Below are 20,441 nucleotides of genomic sequence, written 5' to 3'. Positions count from 1 at the left end.
CGGGGTAAAATAGCCGCCAGCCGCGCAGCCGCGCCGGCGGTATTGGACGTCCCATGATCAACAACGATGTACTGCGCAGCATCCGCTACATGCTCGACCTCAGCGACGGCATGATCGCCGACACCTGTGCCCTGGCCGATCCGGCCTTCGTGGTCGACAAGGCCGATGTGGCCGGCTGGCTGCGCAAGGAAGACGAAGAAGGCTTCGTGCCCTGCGACGACCGCACCCTGGCGCATTTCCTGGATGGCCTGATCGTGCATTTCCGCGGGCGCGACGAGAGCCAGCCGGTGCGCCCGGTGGAAAAGCGCATCACCAACAACCTGGTGCTGAAGAAGCTGCGCGTCGCCTTCCAGCTGAAGGACGTGGACATGCACGAAGTGTTCGACGCTGCCGGTTTCTCGGTCTCCAAGCCGGAACTGTCCGCGCTGTTCCGCCAGCCGGACCACAAGAACTACCGCGCCTGCGGTGACCAGATGCTGCGCAATTTCCTCAAGGGCCTGACCCTGCGCGTGCGCGCCGCCTGAGTGCGGTGTTGGTGCGTGGCGCCGGTGTCGGGGCCACGTGCTGCAGCAGTTCCTCCATGAAGGCCCGCGCCGCCGGCGTGGGCAGGTTCGACCAGACCGCATGCACGCGCCGGGTCGGTGCACCCTGGATCGCCACACAGGCAACGCCGCTGAAACCGGCGGCGATCGCCTGCGGCACGATGCCGACTGCCAGGCCCTGCTGCACGAAGCGCTCGACCAGCGCCATGTGATTGATCTCGAACGGCACCCGATGGGGCAGTCCGGCGGCGGCGAAGGCCTCGTCGGTCTGCCGGCGGGCCCCACTCCCCTGCGGGAAATCCACCAGCGGCAGCTCGGCCAGCGTCGCCAGCGAGAGCCGTCTGCGCGTCGCCAGTGGATGGGCCGGCGGCAGCACGGCGACCATCGATTCCTCGGCCAGCAATCGGTGCTGGGCGCCCTCGATCGGCGTGCCCGGCGACAATCCCACCAGCGCCACGTCCAGCCGCCGCTCGCGCACATCGGCCATCAGCACTTCGCTCTTGTCCATGCGCAGGCGGAACTCGACCTGCGGATAGCGCCGATGGAACGTCGCCAGGCAGGCGACCAGATCCACGGCGGTCAACGAAGTGATCTGGCCGATGTGCAGGATGCCGCGCACCTGGCCACCGACGGCGGCAACGTCATCGCGCAGATGCCGCAGCGAGGCGAGCACCTGGCGTGCGTGCGTCAAGAGTGCTTCACCGGCGGGCGTTACCCTGACCTGGCGCGGCAGCCGCTCGAACAGCGTGGCCTGCAGTTCGTCCTCGAGATGGGCGATCTGGTGGCTCAGCGCTGACTGCACGACGTGGCAGCGCTGCGCAGCACGGGTGAAGTTGCCCTCCTCGGCCAACGCGACCGCGAACTCGAGCTGCTTGAGGTTCATCGCACCATCTCATTTTCAGATGCATCGGATGATAACTATTCATTTCCCTCATTTGCAGATCAGGCAGACACTGGCGCCCCTTCTTATCCGGAGCCCGTCATGACCCACGACGCGCCCTCCCCGCTCAGCCGCTGGCAGGTCCTGCTGATGGCCTTCGCCACCGGCGTGGCGGTGGCCAGCAACTATTACGCGCAGCCGCTGCTGCACACCATCGCCGGGCAGTTCGGGGTGTCGTTCGCACGTGCCGGCACGGTGGTGACCGTCGCCCAGCTGAGCTATGCCGCCGGCCTCATCCTGCTGGTGCCGCTGGGTGATCTGTTCGAGCGCCGCCGGCTGATCGTGGTGATGTCACTGCTGTCGGCCTCCGGCCTGGTGCTGAGCGCGCTCAGCCATCAGTTCGTGTGGCTGCTGGTGGGCACCGCGCTGACCGGCCTGTTCTCGGTGGTGGCGCAGGTGCTGGTGCCGTTCGCGGCGACGCTGGCGCGGCCGGAGGAGCGCGGCCAGGTGGTCGGCACGGTGATGAGCGGCCTGCTGCTCGGCATTCTGCTGGCACGCACCGTGGCCGGGGCGCTGTCCTCGCTGGGCGATTGGCGCACGGTGTACTGGATCGCCGCGGCCGCGCTGGTACTGACCACCGGCATGCTCTATCGGCATCTGCCGCGCTTCCATCAGACCGCCGGGCTGGGCTATCTGCAGCTGCTGCGCTCGATCGGCACCCTGTTCGCGCAGGAGCCGGTGTTCCGCCTGCGTACCGTACTGGGCGCGCTGAGCTTTGCGATGTTCGCGATCTTCTGGACGCCGCTGGCGTTCCTGCTGGCGGCCGAGCCCTATGGCTACAGCGATGCGACGATCGGCCTGTTCGGGCTGGTCGGTGCCGCCGGCACGCTGGCCGCGGGCGTGGCCGGGCGCATGGCCGACCGTGGCAAGGCTGCCCTGGCCACCACCGTGGCGCTGGTGCTGTTGGCCGCATCGTGGCTGCCGCTGGGCTTTTCCACGCACTCGTTGATCGCGCTGGTGCTGGGCGTGATCGTGCTGGACCTGGCCGCGCAGCTGCTGCACGTGAGCAACCAGAACGTGGTGTATGCGCTGCGCCCGGAGGCCCGCAACCGGCTCAATGCCGGCTACATGACCGGCTACTTCATCGGTGGCTCGCTGGGTTCCTTGGTCTCGGCGCAGGTCTTTGATCGCTTCGGCTGGACCGGTGTGTGCGTCACCGGTGCCTGCGTTGCGGTGGTGGCGATGGGCATCTGGGCGATGTCGCAGACAAAGCGGCGGGCGTAGCGCCCGCGCACTTCAGAAACTCGTCTGCACCGCGACCTCGACGCGCGATCCCGCGTTGCCCGGGAACAACTGCTTGGCGGCGCCGTCGGTGTCATGCCCGGTCACGCGCAGCTCCCACGGACCGTGCACGCGCCACACCACGCTGAGCTGGCCGTGCAGGTAGTCATCGGCCTGCGCGCTGTCCAGCCAGTAGTGGCCCACCGCACCTTCGATACGCCACTGCTCCCCCAGCGGCAGGCGCGCACCGAGCTGGGCGTAGGTGCCGCCATGGCCACCGGCCAGCGCGTTGTCGGAGACGCCGACCTGCAGCCAGGCGCGCTGTCGCCAGGTGACGGTGCCGTTGAGCTCGGTCCAGTCCAGATCGACCGTGGCGGACGGATAGACGTAGCGGGTCAGGTTGACGTCCACGCTCCAGTCCGGCGTCACCGCCCCGCTCCACCCGGCGACGAGATCGAACTCGCTGCGCGCGCCGTTGTCCGGCCGGAACGAGACACCCGAGCCCCACGCGGAGGCATACCAGCCGTTGACCGTACTGAGCTTCACGCCCGCCTGCACGGCCGGATCGCCGTCGCTCTGCGAGCTGCCGCGCCAGACGTAGTCCGAGGTCAGCGTCGCATTGCCTTCCACCGCGGCCGCGGCCGCACCGCTCATGACCAGCCCCACCAGCACCACGCCGCAGCGCAGGCGCTGTTTCGAAAAGTTACCCACCACGTGTCCCGCTCCAGATGACGGCCGCGCCGTCGAGAGCGACAGTGTCCTCAGGACCGGCGTAAAGCCGCCATGGCGTGGCCACCCGATCGGCGCAACGTTTCTGTAAATCCTGCGTCAGGGTGGTGCCCGGGGGTGCGCGGTATCATGGCCGCTCTGACCTGTTGCGAGTAATGGCGTGGACGCGATCCTGACCCCGGTATCGATTGGCGAGCTGATCGACAAGATCACCATCCTGGAAATCAAGGCCGAACGCATTGCCGATGCCGGCAAGAACGCCAACGTCCGCAAGGAACTCGACGGTCTGTGGCCGCTGTGGCAGCAGCAGGTGGGCGCTCAGCCCGGGCTGGAGGCGCTGAAGACGCAGCTCAAGGCGATCAACGAGCGCATGTGGGAGATCCAGGATCAGCTGCGCGACAAGGAAGCAGCGCAGGTCTTCGACGATGCCTTCATCCAGCTGGCCCGCGGCGTCTATGGCACCAATGGCGAGCGGGTCAAAGTGAAGAACGAGATCAACCGCATCGCCGGCTCGCAGCTGGTCGAAGAGAAGCAGTACCAGGGCGAGTGATCCCGCCGCTTTACACCGGGCTCAGTGCCCGGTCGCGGCCCTGAAGCGTTCGCGGTCCTGCTGGGTCCGCCGGCGGATTTCGGCCAGCGCTTCATTCTCGGTGGCTTCCAGCATCGATTCGAACAGCCGCTGGAAGTGGTTGCGCATGGCCAGCCGCGCCGCCGCCGGATCGCGCTGGCGCAGCGCATCGAGAATCCGGGTGTGTTCTTCGTCGCGGGTGTCATCGTCGTTGTGGCAGACGTTGGCGTAGACCTGCTTGACCCGCGGCAGCTCGTTGCGCATCCGCCAGATCAGCTGCACGCAGTGCTCCACCACCGGGTTGCCGGCGATGCGTGCGATCGAGAGGTGGAACTGGCGGTCGGCCTCGCTGGCCGCCGCTTCGCCCGAATTGGGATCGACCATGGCCGCGATCAGGCCGGCCAGGTCCTCCAGTTCGGCATCGGTGATGCGGCTGGCGGCCATCGCCGCGGCCTCGGCCTCGATCACCGCGCGTGCGGCGGTCAGGTCGAACGCCGAGACGTCGGGCAGTGCGCCCGGCGCCTGCGACGGCTTGGCCTTCACGTAAACGCCCGAGCCGGTCTTGATGGTGATCAGGCCCTGCGCTTCCAGCGCGATTTCCGCCTCCCGCACCGTCACCCGGCTCACGCCCAGGCGTTCGGCCAGGTCGCGTTCGCCCGGCAGGCGCGAGCCCGGCGGGAATTCGCCCTTCTCGATCAGCGCGACGATTTCGGCGGCAATGGACTGGTACAGACGGGGTTCGGACATCATCAAAGGCCTGCTGACAGGTGGCTGGGGACCGACACGCGACCGCGCCTTCAGAGAGCGGCGCGGTCGGAAAAACCGCGCCACTGACCTCAGAAGCGGTAGCGCACCCCCAGATAATACCGCCGCCCGTACGTGGTGTACTCGCGGAAGCTGCCGAGGATGGGCATATCCGACACCCGCGGCTCATCGGTGAGGTTGCTGGCCGACAGCGACAGCGACAGGTGCTTGTTCACCTTGTAGGTGGCGCGGAAGTCCAGCGAGCCATTGTCCCGCACATAACGGTTCTGCGACGGGTCGCCGACAAACTGCTGGTAATAGTCGGAGCGGTACTTGTAGATCGCCTGCAGGTCGAGCTTGCCCAGGCCCCAGTACACCTGCGCCGAGGCCACATGCTTGGAGAGGCCGAAGATGTTGGCCGGCTCGACGATGCCCGGGGTCACCACGCCGGTGGTCGGGTCGGTGGACTCGCCCAGGCGCAGGTCTTCGGTCTTGAAGTTGGAATCGGCGTAGTTGTAGCTGGCCTTCACGCCCAGCCCGGAGAAGATGCCCGGCAGGTAGGAGAAGCTGTGCGAGGCGGTGAACTCGACGCCGAACAGATCGCTCTTCTGGTCGCTGGTGGCCAGCTGCTCCACCGGCACGGTCACGCTCTGGCCGTCGATATCGAAGGATTCGTTGACGATCACCGGCATCGAGCCGCCGTTGAACTGCTTGTAGTAGAGCGCACCGGACAGCATGGTGTCTTCGTTGGCATACCACTCCAGCGAGAGGTCGCCGTTCCACGACATCAACGGCTTGGCGCGCGGATTGCCGGTGGCGGTGATGCTGCGCAGTGCATCGCCGACGCTGTTGAACTCGGTATCCACCTCGCCCAGGTTGAAGGTGCGGCCGAAGCCTTCGGCGGCCAGGTCCGGGCGCGACATCGCCCGATAGGCACCGACGCGCAGCAGCAGGTCCGGGCGCAGCTCGAAGGCGGCATTGAAGCTGGGCAGCCATTCGGTGTTGCTGGACTTGAGCACCTGCGAGGTGAAATCGCCGGTGGGCTCCAGGGTCACGGTGCCGTCGGGATTGTTGATCACATCCAGGCCGCTGCGCAGGCCGACCGAACGCACCTCTGTACGCACGCCACGCACGCCGATGTTGCCGGTCACCGGCAGGCCGAACCATTCGGCGCTGTAGTCGCCCATCAGGTAGAGCGCGCTGGTCTTCTCGGTGACATCGTTGTTGGCCGGGTTGCGCAGGTCCGCGCTGAGGCCGGTGTCGTCCACGCCGGTGAAGGCCTTGAACAGACAGCGGCTGTCGAAGCTGGCCCACTGGTCGATGGTGTTGCCGCTGGCGTTGTCCAGGAAATCGTCCTGCGGGAAGGCCTGGCGGCAGGCCAGGTTGGCAGCGCGGATCGCGGCGACATTGGTGGTGGTGACATCCACGGTGTCGGTGTAATCGGTGTAGGTGGCTTCGGACCGGCGCAGGCCGCCCTTGATCGCGGTGAAGAAGCCGCTTTCTGGGGTGAACGTGGCATCGAAGCGTCCCGCGCGGATGGTGTGCTCGCGGTTCTGCTGGCGACGACGCACCAGCGCCGAATCGGTGAAGTTGTCCGGGTTGTTCACATCGAACGCCGGATCCAGATAGATGCTCGGCACATCGCCGCTGTAGTCGTAGGTGTAATCGACGTAGCGCGTGTTCTTGATGCCGCCGACCGGCTGGCCGTTGACGTCGGTGCGACCGGCGCGCAGGCGGGTGCTGCGTTCGATCTGGTCACGCAGGGTGTTGGAGTAGGACAGATCGGTGGACAGCGTCCACGCCGGGCTCGGCCGGAAGATCACGTTGAGCCCGCCACCGGTGTATTCCTCCTGGCGCTCCAGGAAGTTGCCGGTGGAATCGATCGTGGTGCTGCCGGTGTGGTGCAGCAGCGCGCCATCGTCGGTGACCACGCGGTTGTTGAGGTTGCGCATCATCGAGGACAGCGACAGATCCGAGCGGTCCTCGGTGTAGTCGCGCTTGGAGTGCTGGTAATCCAGGTTCACTTCCACCGTATCGCTGGGCCGCCACTGGAGCGCGGCGAACTGCGAATCGCGCTTGTCGTGCTCGATGAACTGGCGGTAGATGCGGCTGCTGGGCACCAGGTAGTACGGCACGCCGTTGGCCACGTCCTTGCCGTTGACCTGGGTGCAGTTGCGCGTCGCGCCGACCACTTCACGGCCATCGCATGCGACCCAGGTGGAGCTGCTGGAGATCATTTCTTCCGGGTTGCTGCCTTCCAGCGCCTGCACGCCGATGGAGACACCGAGCTTGCCGGCGTTGCCCATGTCGAACTGGTCGATGTAGCTGGCGGTACCGCGCCAGCCCACGCCGTCCTTGTCCTTGAGCCGATCGTCGTACTCCTGCCAGGTGCCGCGGCCGTCGAGCTGGAACGTGCGTTTGCCGTATTCGAGCGGCTTGACCGTCTCCATGTTGATCGTGCCGGCCACGCCGCCTTCGACGAAGTCGGCGCGCTGGGTCTTGTAGATCGCCACGGTGTTGATCAGCTCGGACGGGAACTGGTTGAAGTTCACCGAGCGGTCGCCGCTGCCATTGGTGGCCTCGCGACCGTTGAAGGTGGACGAGCCGAGGAACGGCCCAAGGCCACGGATCGAGATTTCCGAGGCACCGCCCTTCTCGCGATGGGTGGACGCCCCGGTGATGGTTTCGATCGCTTCACCGATCGACAGGGCCGGCAGATCGCCGATGTCGTCGGCCGCCAGCACGTCGGAGACCACGGTCTCCTCGCGCTTCTTGTCGATCGAGGTCTGGATGGTGCCGCGGATGCCGGTCACCTGGACCTGGTCCAGCGTGGTGGCTTCAGCCGGCGGCGTGGCCGGGGCATCGGCGTCCTGTGCGTGGGCCAGCGGCAGGGCCGCGGTGGCACACAGGGCATAGAACAGCGCGCTGTGCAGCGCGGTGTGGCGGAGGCCTCGTGGCGAGGCCGTACGGCGGTCATGCAACATCGTGATCTCCCTCCCAGGATGGATCGTCCGATTACACGGATTCGATCCGGAAGATTCACGACTGATGGACCAATGTCAATGAATTGGTACTAAAGTCTACCCCGCACTACCGTCCAGACCACTTTGCACGGATTTAATGTGCGCACGCAGCAGAAAAATGCGCAGATCGCATACCACATGCACCTAAAGTGGTATGCGATTGTGGTTGACGTGCACGTCCGGCAACCTGTTAGGATCGTGGCTCGCGTTGGTCGCTACGGTTCATCTGGGAGGGTAACCCGTGACTTTGCAACACTCGCATGCGCCGTTGGCGCTGCGCCCCATGGCCAAGGCCCTGCTGGTGAGCCTGTCGCTGGCGACGTTCCCTGCCGTGGCGGCCGATTACCTGGTGCGCGATGCTGCTGCATACGCCACTGCGGTACGCGCCCTCGCCCCCGGCGATACGGTGGTCCTGGCGGATGGCGTCTGGCGCGACGTCGACCTGCTTTTCCGGGGTACCGGCAAAATTGGTCAACCAATTAAGTTGACGGCCCAGACCCCCGGCAAGGTGATTCTCAGCGGCCAGTCCCAGCTGAGGTTGGCCGGTGCGCATCTGGAGGTCTCCAACCTTGTGTTCCGCGATGGCTGGGCACCCGGCGGTGAAGTGATCTCCTTCCGGCGGTCGGCCAGCGAGTGGGCCGACCACAGCCGCGTTACCGGGATCGTGATCGACCGCTACAACAAGCCCGACCGCCAGCAGTCCGATCACTGGGTGGCGCTGTACGGCCAGCACAACCGCTTCGACCACAACCAGCTGGTGGGCAAGACCAATGCCGGCACCACCCTGGTGGTGGTTCGCAACGCCACCAGCGGCCTGGACAACCAGCACCGCATCGACCACAACTGGTTCGGCCCGCGACCCAACCTGGGCTCCAACGGCGGCGAGACGATGCGCATCGGCACCAGCCACGATTCGCAGTCCGATTCGCGCACCGTAGTGGAGAACAACTGGTTCGAGCAGTGCGATGGCGAGGTCGAGATCGTCTCCAACAAGTCCGGTGGCAACACGTACCGCGGCAACGTCTTCCAGGATTCGCGCGGCTCACTGGTGCTGCGCCACGGCCATGGCAATCTGGTCGAGCGCAATGTGTTCTTCGGCCATGGCAAGGCGCATACCGGCGGGGTGCGCGTGATCAACCGCAACCAGACCGTGCGCGACAACTACTTCGAAGGCATCGCCGGCGACAACTTCGCCGCCGCCTTGAGCGTGATGGCCGGTACGCACAACGCGCCATTGAACCGCTACGAGCAGATCGACCATGCGGTGATCGAACGCAACAGCTTCATCCAGGTCGGCACCCTGCTGCTGGGCGCGGGGCTGGATGAGGAGCGCAATGCGATGCCGGTGAACAGCCGCATGGCCGGCAACCTCTTCATCGGCGATGGGAAACGCGATCCGCTGCGCACGCAGGGTGACCTCTCCGGCATCACCTTCGCCGGCAACGTGCAGAGCCCTGCCGTGTCACCCGGCTTCCCCGGCGGTGTCCGCGCTCAGTCCCTGACCCTGCAGCGCGCGGCCAACGGCCTTCTTTACCCCACCACCGCGGTCGATGCCGGTGCTCCGCGCGACCTGACGCCGATCGCGCGCGACCAGGTCGGCGTGGACTGGTACCCCAAGACCCTGCCGGCCACCGCACTGGATAGTGGCGCCGTGCGCCAGGTCGCACCGGGCGAGGACACGTTGACCGCCGCCGTGGCCGCCAGCGCGCCGGGCGACCGGCTACAGCTGCAGCGCGGCCGCTATACCGTGAGCCAGGTGCTGGCGGTGGACCATCCGCTCAGCGTGCTCGGCCCCGCGCGCGGCCAAGCCAGCGTGCAGTTCTCGCGGCCGAGCCTGTTCGAGATCGGCGCGGGCGGTTCGCTGCGCCTGGCGCGGCTGGACATCGACGGCGCGCTCGCACCGGACGCCGCCGGCAACGCAGTGATCCGCGTGCCGCCCGGCAGCCAGGCCTTCAACTACACGCTGCTTATCGAAGACAGCCGCGTCCACGGGCTGACCGCCAACAAGGCCTTCGACGTGATCGCCACCGGCAAAGGCAGCCTGGCCGCGCGGATCGCGCTATCGAACGTCACGGTGGAGGACATCAGCGGCAGCGTGATCGCCGCGGCCGCCGAGACCGATGACCTCGGCACCTACAACGCCGAGCAGGTCGATCTGCTGGACTCCCGCTTCCGCCGCATCGGCGGACCGGTGTTGAACCTGTATCGCGGCGGCACCGACGAAAGCACCTTTGGCCCGGCGCTGCAGGTGCGCGGCAACCAGTTCGAGCAGGTGGGCGTGGCAGATGACACCAGCCTGCGCCTGCATGGCGTGCAGTTCGCCAGCATCCGCGACAACCGCTTCGACCGCAGCGGCCGCATCCGTTTCAGCCATCGCGTCGGGGAACCCACCCTGCGCATGGGCGACAACCCGCTGACGGCCACCGCGCCGTTGCTGTCCGATACCCCTGTTGAGGCCCTGCCATGAATCACGCCCCGCCCCTGATGCTGCTGCTCGCCGCCACGCTTGGTGGGGCCGCATTGCCCGCGGCGCAGGCCGCCCCCGCCGCCCGGCAGGCGCCCGCCGACGCCGCCACCGCGCCGGTGCTGGTCACCGCCGCGCAGTGGACGCAGATGCGGGCCGAGGGCGCGCGCTCGCCGCTGTTCGCCAAGGAACAGCAGCGGGCGGAGCAGCGCGTGCGCGCGATGATGACGGCCGGCATCGACGTGCCGGTGCCCAAGGACAAGGGCGGCGGCTACACCCACGAACAGCACAAGCGCAATTACCAGGCCATCCAGGCGGCCGGCGCGCTGTACCGCCTGACCGGCGACAAGGCGTATGCCACCTTCGCCCGCGACCTGCTGCTGGGTTACGCCAAGCTCTACCCGGGCCTGGGCGCGCACCCGCAGGGCCGCGGCCAGATCCCCGGCCGGCTGTTCTGGCAGACCCTCAACGATTCGGTCTGGCTGGTCAGCGCCGCGCAGGGTTACGACGCGATCCGCGACACGCTCAGTGCCGCCGACCGCGAGACCATCGATACGCAGGTGTTCCGCGCGATGGCCGATTTCCTGTCCGGCACGCCGGAGAACTTCGACAAGATCCACAACCACGCCACCTGGGCCGTCGCTGCCGTGGGCATGACCGGCTACGTCCTGCGCGATACCGGCTACGTCGACAAAGCCCTGCAGGGCAGCAAACGCGATGGCAGCGCCGGCTTCCTGAAACAGGTCGATCAGCTGTTCTCGCCGGACGGGTATTACGAAGAAGGCCCGTACTACCAGCGGTATGCGCTGGCCCCGTTCATCCTGTTCGCCAATGCCATCGAGCGCAACGAACCGCAGCGCGGCATCTTCCAGCGCCGCGACGGCGTGCTGCTCAAGGCCGTGGATGCGCTGGTGCAGAGCAGCTACGGCGGCTACTTCTTCCCGATCAACGACGCCATCCTCGACAAGGGCCTGGACACCGAGGAACTGGTGGCCGGCATCGATATCGCGTACGCGCAGACCGGCGATGCCCGCCTGCTTTCGGTGGCCCAGACACAGAAGCGCGTGCTGCTCTCGCCGGAGGGCCTGCAGGTTGCCCAGGCGCTGGCCGGGAACAAGGCCAAGCCATTCGCCTTCGTCCCCACCCTGCTGCGTGACGGCCCGGACGGCACCGAAGGCGCGCTGGCGATCCTGCGCATGGGCGGCGAGGACGGCCAGGCGCTGGTGATGAAGAACACCAAGCAGGGCATGGGCCACGGCCACTTCGACAAGCTCAACTGGCTGTTCTACGACAACGGCCAGCGCGTGGTCACCGATTACGGCGCCGCGCGCTTCCTCAACATCGAGGCGAAGGCCGGCGGCATCTACCTGCCGGAGAACGCCAGCTGGGCACGGCAGACCATCGCGCACAACACGCTGGTGGTGAACGAGCAGAGCCACTTCGGTGGCGACTGGAAGAAGGGCCAGCCACTGGCACCGACCCCGCTGCTGTTCGCGGTCAGCGACGACACCCAGATCGCTTCGGCGCGGATGGAAGGGGCCTATGACGGCGTCAGCTTCACCCGCACCCAGGCGCTGCTCTCGCATCCTGCGCTGGGCGAACCGGTGGTGCTGGATCTGCTGCGCGTCACCGGCGCCAAGGCCGCGCGCTATGACCTGCCGCTGCACTTCAATGGGCACATCATGGACGTGGGCTTCAAGAGCCAATCCGCGGTTGCCGCGCGTCCGGTGCTGGGCAAGGCCAACGGCTACCAGCATGTGTGGATCGATGCGGCCAGCGAGCCGACCAGCGAGGCGCGCAGCCTGACCTGGCTGCTCGACGGCCGTTTCTATACGTACCGCTTCGCCAGCACTGCACCCTCGCGCGCGTTGATCGGCGAGAGCGGTGCGAACGATCCCTCGTTCAATCTGCGCCGCGAGCCGATGCTGCTGCAGCGCGTGGATGGCCAGGCTGACACCACGTTCTACGGCGTGCTCGAACCGCACGGCCAGTACGACGGCACCGCCGAAACCGTGCGCGGCGCCAACAGCCGCATCGACCGTCTCACCCACTACCGCGGCAAGGATGCGGACGTGCTGGTGCTCGACCTGGCCGGTGGCAAGCGCCTGGCGCTGGGCATCGCCGATGACCCGGCCAAGGGTGGCGCGCATGAAGTCAGCGGCGGCGGACACAGCTGGCGCTGGGACGGCGGCTGGAAGCGCTTCGATACCAGCACTGGCAAGGACGGCAAATGAAAGTCACCACGCAGACCCGCACCTATGTCCGTTGGCTGATCGTGGCACTGATCGCCGTGGCCACGGTGATCAACTACATCGACCGCAACGCCCTGGCGGTGATGTGGCCGCAGATTTCGCAGGATGTCGGCGCGACCAAGGAGGACTACGCGCTGCTGGTCACGGTGTTCATGCTGTTCTACGCCGCCGGCCAGTTCGTGTTCGGGCGCCTGTTCGACATCATCGGCACGCGGCTGGGCTTCGCGCTGTCGATCGCGGTGTGGTCGGTCTCGATCGCGCTGCACTCGGTCACCCACTCCATCCTGTCCTTCAGCATCGTGCGCGCCATGCTCGGCATCAGCGAGGCCGGTGCATGGCCGGGCGCGGTCAAGGCCAATGCCGAGTGGTTCCCGGCGCGTGAGCGTGCGCTGGCGCAGGGCGTGTTCAACGCCGGCGCCTCGATCGGCGCCATCATCTCCGCGCCGCTGATCGCCGTGCTGTTCCTGTGGCTGGGCTGGCGCGGCACCTTCATCCTGATCGGTGCGATCGGCTTCATCTGGCTGCTGCCGTGGCTGATCATCTACCGCGCCGGACCGGACAAGCACCCGTGGGTGAGCGCGGCCGAACGTGCGTTGATCCTGGATGCGCCGGCCGAGCAGCCTGCGGTGCCGGTTGCCGAGTACGTACCGAACGTCCGCCAGCTGCTGGGCCACCGCCAGACCTGGGGCATCCTGATCTCGCGGTTCTTCCTGGACCCGATCTGGTGGCTGTTCGTGTCCTGGCTGCCGATCTATCTGGCCGACACCTTTGGTTTCGACATCAAGCAGATCGGCATCTTCGCCTGGGTGCCCTACGTCGGCGCGATGATCGGCAGCCTCGGTGGCGGCTGGTTGTCCGGCCGCCTGATCGGCGCCGGCTGGAGCGTGGACAAGGCGCGCAAGGTGGTGATCACCCTGGGCGGCGCGATCATGGCCCCGGCGCTGATCGGCGCGGTGCTGGCCACCGATCCGGTCTGGGCGGTCGTCACCATCGCCTTCGTGCTGCTCGGCTTCCAGATCGCCATCGGCAACATCCAGACCCTGCCCGGCGACATCTTCAGTGGCAAGTCGGTTGGTTCGGTCGCCGGCCTGGGCGGCATGGCCGCGGTGGCCGGCACGCTGATCACCACCTGGCTGGTGCCGGCGATGACCCACGAATCCTACGCACCGATTTTCATCCTGGTGGCGGCCCTGGTGCCGGCCTCCCTGCTGGCGCTGTGGCTGGTCACCGGTCGCGTGGAAAAAATCCACGGCCCGGTCGAGCGCCGCTGAGCCCCCTTCTTCCCTTTCCCCCAACGCATCACAGGAGTGTTTCATGACTCAATTCAAGGACAAGGTGGCGATCGTCACCGGTGGCGGCCGTGACATCGGCCGCGAGATCTCGCTCAAGCTGGCCGCGGCCGGTGCCAAGGTGTGCATCAACTACGCCAACGACGAAGCCAGCGCGCAGGAGACCCTCAAGCAGGTCGAAGCCGCCGGCGGCACCGCGATCGTGCATCGCGCCGATGTCACCGATGCCAAGGCGGTGGCGGCGATGGTCGCCGCGACCCAGGCCGCGTTCGGCCCGCAGATCGATGTACTGGTGAACGTGGCCGGTGGCATGGTCCAGCGCCGTCCGCTGGCCGAGATCGACGAGGCGTTCTTCCACAAGGTGATGGACCTCAACATGAGTTCGGTCTACCTGACCACGCATGCGGTGGTACCGCACATGCCCGAAGGCGGCGCGATCGTGAACTTCGCTTCGCAGGCCGGCCGCGATGGCGGTGGCCCGGGCGCGGCGATCTACGCCACCGCCAAGGCCGCGGTGATGACGTTTACCCGTGCCATGGCGAAGGAGCTGGGCCCGCGCGGCATCCGCGTCAACGCGCTGTGCTGCGGCATGATCGCCACCCGCTTCCATGACGAGTTCACCAAGCCGGAAGTGCGCACCGCGGTGGCAGGCAATACGCCGCTGCGCCGCCAGGGCCGCCCGCAGGAAGCCGCCGATACCGCCGTGTACCTCGCGTCGGATGCGGCCGGTTTCATCACCGGTGCCAACGTCGACGTCAACGGCGGCACCTACTTCTCCTGATTGACCCGCTGACCGCCTGGGAGGGCCGCCATGCTGCGCTGGATCACTGCATTCTCTCTTGCACTTGCCACCAGCGCTGCGGCGCTGCCCGCCCAGGCCCAGGTCTGGGTGCCGGCCTGGACCGCTTCGCCGGCCCCGGACCGTCTCGATGGCACCCCCGAGGCCCCGGTGCAGTTCGCGAACCAGACCGTACGCCAGGACATGCGCCTGGCCAGTTCGGCCCGCGCCCTGCGCTTCCGCATCAGCAATGAACTCGGCCAGGCACCGCTGCATATCGGCAGTGCCTCGGCCCATCTCACCGGCACCGCCACCGCGGCCAAGCCGGTCACTTTCAATGGACGTGGCGATGTCGTGGTGCCGGTCGGCGCCGCCCTGCTCAGCGACCCGGTCGCGATCACCGCACCGGCGCTGGCCGACGTCTCGCTCACCGTGTACTTCCCGGATGCCACCCGCCCTGCCGTGCGCCGCACCGCGCTGCGCATCGCCGACGGCCGCGCTGCCACCGTGGGCGATGCGGTCAAACTCGCCTACCGGCAGAACGTGGTTTCCGCCGTGCTGGCCGAACGTACCCGCAAGCCTGTCGTGGTGGTCGCCCTCGGCGACTCGATCACCGAAGGCGCCACGGCCACCCGCGGCAGCAACGGTGACTGGCCCGCACTGCTGTCCGCCCGCCTGCAGCAGGCCTGTCCGGACCAGGTGGTGGTGGTCAACGCCGGCATCAGTGGCAACAAGGTGATGGACCATGGCCGCAGCCACAGCGCGCTGGCGCGGCTGGACCGCGATGTGATCGCGCTGCCGAACGTGGACCGCGTCATCGTGTTTGAAGGCATCAACGACATCCGCCACGACGGTGGAACCCCGCCCATGGCCGGCCGCAACGCCGAGGACATGGTGCTGGGCTACCGGCAGATCGCGGAGCGCCTGCACAGTAACGGCATCCGCCCGATCGCTGCCACGATCACCCCCTTCGGTGATTCGGACCGCTACGAGCCGATCGCCGCCGCCACCCGCACCACGCTCAACACCTGGATGCGCGGCGGCCGCAGCGGCTTCGATGGGCTGATCGACTTCGACCGGATCCTGCGTGATCCGGCCAACCCGGAGAACCTGCCCGAGGACATCACCCGCGACCACCTGCATCCCAACGATGAAGGCTACCGGCGGATGGCCGACGGCATCGATCTGGCCCTGCTCGGTTGCCCGGCGCGATGAGTGCCCAGGCCTTCCGGGTTGCGCCTGACAGGGGCCAGCGCTGGGACGCACTGGCGCTGGGCGAGGTGATGCTGCGCTTCGATCCCGGTGAAGGCCGGATCCGCAGCGCGCGCCAGTTCACCGTGTGGGAAGGCGGCGGCGAGTACAACGTCGCGCGCGGCCTGTGCAGCACCTTCGAGCATCGCACCGGCGTGCTTACCGCCCTGCCGCGCAATGAGCTCGGCCTGCTCGCCCGGCAGCTGATCCAGGCCGGTGGCGTGGATGCCGGCCAGATCGTCTGGCGTGACTACGACGGCATCGGCCGCAACACGCGCATGGGGCTGAACTTCACCGAGCGTGGATTCGGCGCACGTGCGCCGCTGGGGATCTCCGATCGCGCGTACTCGGCCGCCTCGCAGCTGCAGCCGGAGGCGTTCGACTGGGATGCACTGTTCGGCCAGCACGGCGTGCGTTGGCTGCACACCGGTGGAATCTTCGCCGCCCTGTCCGAGCACAGCGCGGAGACGGCGATCACGGCGGTGCGTGCCGCGCGGCGCCACGGCGTGGCGGTCTCCTACGACCTCAACTACCGCGCCAGCCTCTGGAACAGCCATCCCGATCCGGACGCTGCGCGCCACGCCAACTGTGCGATCGCTGCCGAGTGCGACCTGCTGATCGGTGATGAGTATTCGTTCGCCGCGTGCCTGGGCATGGACCTGAGCGATCTCGGGCGTCGCCACACGCCGATGGATGTCGGCCCGGCCGAGGCCGCCGCGGTACGTGCACTGGCCCGGTTCCCCACGCTGCAGGCCGTGGCCTTCACCCTGCGCGACGCCGCCACGGCGGCCCGGCATGGGTGGGCGGGTGCGCTGCGCACGCGGGCGCAGCTGTATGTCTCCGACGCGCGCGAAGTGGACCTGCTCGACCGGGTCGGCGGTGGCGATGCCTTCGTCGCCGGCGTGGTGCATGCCCTGCTCAGCGGCAAGGGCGAGCAGGCGGCAGTGGACCTGGGCGCCGCGCATGGCGCGCTGGCGATGTCCACGCCGGGCGACTACGCCATCACCAGCCTGGCGGAAGTGGAGGCCGTAGCCCGGGGCGACAGCGCCGCCGCGAAACGTTGACCCTGCCCGGGATCAGTCCCGGGTCGGCAGCGCGCGCATCGCCAGCGCCACCGCCGCCAGCAACCGCGCCCGCCCCACGCCGTCGCGGGCCTGGGTCGAAATGCCATGCAGCACGGTGGCGTAGTAGTCGCCGATCGCCTGCACGTCGACGCCATCGGCAAGCTCACCTGTGCTGGCGGCCTGCTGCAGGCGGGCGATGATCGACTGGGTGCGCTGGCGGCGGTGTTCGGCCAGCCAGTCCATCACCGCTTCATTCTCCGGTGCGGTGCTGGTCGCCGCAGAGACCACCAGGCAGCCCTGCGCGCGACCACGCCGGGTGTAGGTCAGGACCGCGTCATGCAGCAGGCGTTCGATCGCCGGGCGCACCGCCTGTTCGCGCAGGGCACGGTCGGCAAAGCCGCCGTCGCCGGCCTCGTACAACGCCACGACCTCGCGGAAGAGCTGCTCCTTGCTGCCGAAGGCGGCGTAGATCCGCGCCGATGCGATGCCCAGCGCCTCCACCAGCGCCGACATCGACGTGCCTTCATAGCCACGCGCCCAGAACAGCAGCATGGCCTGCTTCAGGGCGTGGTCTTTGTCGAATTCGCGCGGGCGTCCGGCCATGGGGCATCACTACGGGAAGAAACGTTGCGGCGATTCTAACGATACCCGGCGTTGACCGGGATCATCCGTGCGCCTATTCTTTGTCGCTCGACAAACAATAAGGCGACATCCGATGCGCACCATCAAAGGCCCCAGCCTGCACCTGGCCCAGTTCAGTGCAGACCAACCCCCGTTCAACGACCTGCCCTCGATTGCCGCCTGGGCGGCCAGCCAGGGCTTCAAGGCCCTGCAGATCCCGGCCTGGGACGAACGCTTGTTCGATGTGGAGAAAGCCGCGCACAGCCAGCAGTACTGCGATGACATGATCGCGATGCTGGCCGGCCACGGGCTGGTGATCAGCGAACTCACCACGCATATCTTCGGCCAGCTGGTGGCGGTGCACCCGGCCTACGATGCACTGTGCGACAGCTTCGCTCCCGCGCACCTGCAGGGCGATCCGGCCGCGCGCAGCGCGTGGGCGGTGGAGCGCATCAAGCTGGCCGCCCAGGCCTCGCAACGCCTGGGCCTGGACCGCATGGGCACCTTCTCCGGTTCGTTCGCCTGGCCCTACCTGTTCCCCTTCCCGCAGCGCCCGGACGGTTTGATCGAGGCCGCGTTCGAGGAGCTGGCGCGGCGCTGGCTGCCGATCCTGGAGGTGTGCGACGCCCATGGCGTGGACCTCTGCTATGAGATCCACCCCAGCGAAGACCTGCACGATGGCACCAGCTTCGAGCGCTTCCATGCCGCCGTCGGTGACCACCGACGCTGCCGGATCCTGTTCGATCCCAGCCACTTCGTGCTGCAGCAGCTCAATTACCTGGACTTCCTGGATATCTACCGCGATTTCATCGGCATGGTTCATATCAAGGACGCGGAGTTCAACCCCAGCGGGCGCCAGGGCATCTACGGCGGCTACAGCGGCTGGACCGAGCGTGCCGGGCGCTTCCGCTCGCTCGGTGATGGGCAGGTGGACTTCAAGGGCATCTTCTCCAAGCTGGCCCAGTACGACTACGACGGGTGGGCCACGCTGGAATGGGAGTGCTGTCTGAAGAACCAGGAAGACGGCGCGCGCGAGGGCGTGGCCTTCATCAACGCGCACATCATCAAGGTCACCGACCGCATCTTCGACGATTTCGCGGGCGCACCGGTCAGTCGTGCGCAGATCCACGGCATGTTGGGGATCCTCTGATGATGTTGGAACTTGAAGGCGTCAGCCACCGCCACGTGCGTATCGACGGGCGCAGCGTGCATTGCGCCCTGCTCGGCGAGGGCCGGCCGGTGCTGCTGATCCCCGGCTGGCCGCAGACCTGGTATGCCTGGCGCCATGTCATGCAGGCACTCGCCGCGCAGGGGTTCCAGGCAATCGCCGTGGATCCGCCGGGAACGGGCGATTCGGATACGCCTGCGCAGGGCTATGACACCGGCAACATCGCCGCCACGCTGCATGCGGTGATGCAGCAGCTGGGCCACGCGCGCTACCAGGTGGTGGGCCATGACGTCGGCATGTGGGTGGCCTACGCGCTGGCCAGCGACCAGCCGCAGGCGGTGCAGCGCCTGGCCATCACCGAAGCGGTGATCCCCGGCCTGGCCGATGCACCGCCGGTGTTCGTGGCGCCGGAGGACAACATCTTCCTGTGGCACTTCATGTTCAACCAGGTGCGCGACCTGCCCGAGGCGCTGATCGCCGGCCGCGAGCGGGCCTACCTGACCTTCATGTTCGACCGCTGGGCGCATCGCCGCGAAGCGGTCGCCAGCGAGGTCTACATCCGGGCGTATGCGGCACCGGGCGGGCTCAGCGGTGGCTTCGGCTACTACCGGGCGATCCCGGAGACGATCCGTCAGAACCGGCAGCGCGCGCTCACCCCGTTGGCCATGCCGGTGCTGGCGATCGGCGCCGAGCACGCCACCGCCGACATGCCGATGGACACCATGCGCGCGCACGCCAGCGACCTGCGCGGCACGATGATCGCCGACTGCGGCCACTTCGTCATGGAAGAGGCACCGGAGGCGTTCCTGGCGCAGCTGCTGCCGTTCCTGCTGCCGGAGATCACCGCATGAGCTTGGACCCGGACATCGCCCGCTTCCTGTCCACCCTGCCGCCGCCGGAGGCGGTGGCGGGGATGTCGCTGGCGGAATTGCGCAGCGCGAGCGAGATGGCCCTGCCCACCCTGCACGGGCCATTGGAGGCCGTCGAGTCCGTCCGCGATTTCAGCGTGGAGACGGGCGACGGCCAGGCCATCACCGTGCGTGCCTACTGGCCCACCGGACACCGGCAGAGCCAGCCGCGCGCGGGGCTGGTCTTCGCCCATGGCGGCGGCTGGTTCCAGTGTTCGCTGGCGGTCTACGACAACCCGTGCCGGGCGCTCGCCAACGCGACCGGTTGCGTAGTGCTGTCGGTGGACTATCGGCTGGCACCGGAACACCGCTTCCCGATCCCGCTGGAGGACGTGTACGCCGCCCTGTGCTGGGCAAGCCGCCACGCGGCCACGCTCGACATCGATCCGGCACGGCTGGGGGTGGGCGGCGACAGTGCCGGCGGCAACCTGGCCGCGGCCGTGGCGCTGCTTGCCCGCGACCGAGGTGGGCCGACCATCGATCACCAGCTGCTGCTGTATCCCGCACTCGACACCGTCACCGACCACGACAGCCACCAGCGCTTCGGCGAGGGCCATTACCTGACGACTGTGTTGATGCAACGCTGCTGGGAGGCGTATCTCAACCCCGGCGACGACGCCAACGCCTACGCCGTCCCAGCGCGCGCGAAGGACCTGCGCGGGCTGCCCCCGGCCACGGTGCTGGTGTGCGCGTACGACCCGCTGCGTGATGAAGGCGAACAGTACGCCGCGCGCCTGCGGCAGGCGGGCGTAGCGGTGGCCTGCGAACGCCTGCCCGGCATGATCCACGCATGCCTGCACCTGCTGGGATTGGCGCCGGCCGCGCGGATGCTGCTGGATCGAAGTGCCGCGCTGTTGGCTGGGCGGGTGTAGCCCTGCT

Annotated in this window: 17 protein-coding genes; 12 read left to right on the top strand and 5 right to left on the bottom strand. The window is 67.7% G+C overall.

The window, feature by feature from the left end; translation table 11 throughout:
- Nucleotides 1-53 precede the first annotated feature (53 nt).
- Nucleotides 54-524: a DUF1456 family protein gene (locus AB9O74_RS16990; RefSeq protein WP_176990948.1), complete on the top strand. Its 471-nt coding sequence runs from the start codon at nucleotides 54-56 to the stop codon at nucleotides 522-524.
- Here the strand turns inward: AB9O74_RS16990 and AB9O74_RS16985 are convergent.
- Entirely contained in the window at nucleotides 490-1,425 is a 936-nt protein-coding gene (locus tag AB9O74_RS16985; RefSeq protein ID WP_369350001.1) for a LysR family transcriptional regulator, read from the bottom strand. The two genes, AB9O74_RS16990 and AB9O74_RS16985, sit on opposite strands and share 35 nt — an antisense overlap.
- 99 nt (nucleotides 1,426-1,524) lie before the next feature.
- Between AB9O74_RS16985 and AB9O74_RS16980 the strand changes: the two genes are divergently transcribed.
- Complete coding sequence (locus tag AB9O74_RS16980) at nucleotides 1,525-2,706, top strand: MFS transporter (RefSeq protein ID WP_176990946.1); 1,182 nt, start codon at nucleotides 1,525-1,527, stop codon at nucleotides 2,704-2,706.
- Between the two features lie 12 nt (nucleotides 2,707-2,718).
- On the opposite strand, the gene AB9O74_RS16975 is transcribed toward AB9O74_RS16980, so the two are convergent.
- Entirely contained in the window at nucleotides 2,719-3,357 is a 639-nt protein-coding gene (locus tag AB9O74_RS16975) for a TorF family putative porin (protein ID WP_369350016.1), read from the bottom strand.
- Between the two features lie 235 nt (nucleotides 3,358-3,592).
- On the opposite strand from AB9O74_RS16975, the gene AB9O74_RS16970 reads away from it, so the two are divergent.
- Nucleotides 3,593-3,982: a DUF6165 family protein gene (locus AB9O74_RS16970; protein ID WP_176990945.1), complete on the top strand. Its 390-nt coding sequence runs from the start codon at nucleotides 3,593-3,595 to the stop codon at nucleotides 3,980-3,982.
- Nucleotides 3,983-4,003: 21 nt separating this feature from the next.
- Here AB9O74_RS16970 and AB9O74_RS16965 read toward each other — a convergent pair whose 3' ends face one another.
- Entirely contained in the window at nucleotides 4,004-4,747 is a 744-nt protein-coding gene (locus AB9O74_RS16965; protein ID WP_179460437.1) for a FadR/GntR family transcriptional regulator, read from the bottom strand.
- Nucleotides 4,748-4,836: 89 nt separating this feature from the next.
- The gene (locus tag AB9O74_RS16960; protein ID WP_369350000.1) at nucleotides 4,837-7,728 is read right to left on the bottom strand and encodes a TonB-dependent receptor; all 2,892 of its coding nucleotides are present in this window, start codon (nucleotides 7,726-7,728) and stop codon (nucleotides 4,837-4,839) included.
- A 280-nt stretch (nucleotides 7,729-8,008) separates the two neighbouring features.
- Between AB9O74_RS16960 and AB9O74_RS16955 the strand changes: the two genes are divergently transcribed.
- The 6 genes from AB9O74_RS16955 to AB9O74_RS16930 are packed head-to-tail and all read left to right on the top strand — an operon-like array spanning nucleotide 8,009 to nucleotide 16,865.
- Nucleotides 8,009-10,234, top strand: coding sequence for a polysaccharide lyase 6 family protein (locus AB9O74_RS16955; protein ID WP_369349999.1), 2,226 nt, complete (start codon nucleotides 8,009-8,011; stop codon nucleotides 10,232-10,234).
- A gap of 17 nt (nucleotides 10,235-10,251) precedes the next feature.
- Nucleotides 10,252-12,465 carry an oligoalginate lyase gene (locus AB9O74_RS16950; protein WP_369350015.1) on the top strand — a complete coding sequence of 738 codons (2,214 nt, stop codon included), beginning with the start codon at nucleotides 10,252-10,254 and terminating at the stop codon, nucleotides 12,463-12,465.
- On the top strand, nucleotides 12,462-13,754 hold the full coding sequence (locus tag AB9O74_RS16945) for an MFS transporter (protein WP_369349998.1): 1,293 nt from the start codon (nucleotides 12,462-12,464) through the stop codon (nucleotides 13,752-13,754). The genes AB9O74_RS16950 and AB9O74_RS16945 overlap by 4 nt, the downstream gene beginning before the upstream one ends.
- A 43-nt stretch (nucleotides 13,755-13,797) precedes the next feature.
- Nucleotides 13,798-14,553, top strand: coding sequence for an SDR family NAD(P)-dependent oxidoreductase (locus AB9O74_RS16940; RefSeq protein WP_019185567.1), 756 nt, complete (start codon nucleotides 13,798-13,800; stop codon nucleotides 14,551-14,553).
- A gap of 30 nt (nucleotides 14,554-14,583) precedes the next feature.
- Nucleotides 14,584-15,765: a GDSL-type esterase/lipase family protein gene (locus AB9O74_RS16935; RefSeq protein WP_369349997.1), complete on the top strand. Its 1,182-nt coding sequence runs from the start codon at nucleotides 14,584-14,586 to the stop codon at nucleotides 15,763-15,765.
- Nucleotides 15,762-16,865: a sugar kinase gene (locus AB9O74_RS16930; RefSeq protein ID WP_369349996.1), complete on the top strand. Its 1,104-nt coding sequence runs from the start codon at nucleotides 15,762-15,764 to the stop codon at nucleotides 16,863-16,865. Before AB9O74_RS16935 ends, AB9O74_RS16930 begins: the two co-directional genes overlap by 4 nt.
- Before the next feature lie 12 nt (nucleotides 16,866-16,877).
- Here the strand turns inward: AB9O74_RS16930 and AB9O74_RS16925 are convergent, their stop codons facing one another.
- Entirely contained in the window at nucleotides 16,878-17,468 is a 591-nt protein-coding gene (locus AB9O74_RS16925; RefSeq protein ID WP_369349995.1) for a TetR/AcrR family transcriptional regulator, read from the bottom strand.
- A gap of 112 nt (nucleotides 17,469-17,580) precedes the next feature.
- Between AB9O74_RS16925 and AB9O74_RS16920 the strand changes: the two genes are divergently transcribed.
- Genes AB9O74_RS16920 through AB9O74_RS16910 form a run of 3 tightly spaced genes read left to right on the top strand, consistent with a single transcriptional unit; the run spans nucleotide 17,581 to nucleotide 20,434 of the window.
- Nucleotides 17,581-18,636 carry a sugar phosphate isomerase/epimerase family protein gene (locus tag AB9O74_RS16920; protein WP_369349994.1) on the top strand — a complete coding sequence of 352 codons (1,056 nt, stop codon included), beginning with the start codon at nucleotides 17,581-17,583 and terminating at the stop codon, nucleotides 18,634-18,636.
- A complete protein-coding gene (locus AB9O74_RS16915) occupies nucleotides 18,636-19,505 on the top strand; it encodes an alpha/beta fold hydrolase (protein WP_369349993.1) in 870 nt (289 codons plus the stop codon). Before AB9O74_RS16920 ends, AB9O74_RS16915 begins: the two co-directional genes overlap by 1 nt.
- Complete coding sequence (locus AB9O74_RS16910; protein ID WP_369349992.1) at nucleotides 19,502-20,434, top strand: alpha/beta hydrolase; 933 nt, start codon at nucleotides 19,502-19,504, stop codon at nucleotides 20,432-20,434. The genes AB9O74_RS16915 and AB9O74_RS16910 overlap by 4 nt, the downstream gene beginning before the upstream one ends.
- Nucleotides 20,435-20,441 lie beyond the last annotated feature (7 nt).

This window comes from Stenotrophomonas sp. JAG2, assembly GCF_041080745.1.
GTDB lineage: Bacteria > Pseudomonadota > Gammaproteobacteria > Xanthomonadales > Xanthomonadaceae > Stenotrophomonas > Stenotrophomonas maltophilia_AA.
The sequence above is the reverse complement of the archived record's forward strand: the minus strand, read 5'-3'. Positions and strand labels throughout refer to the sequence as shown.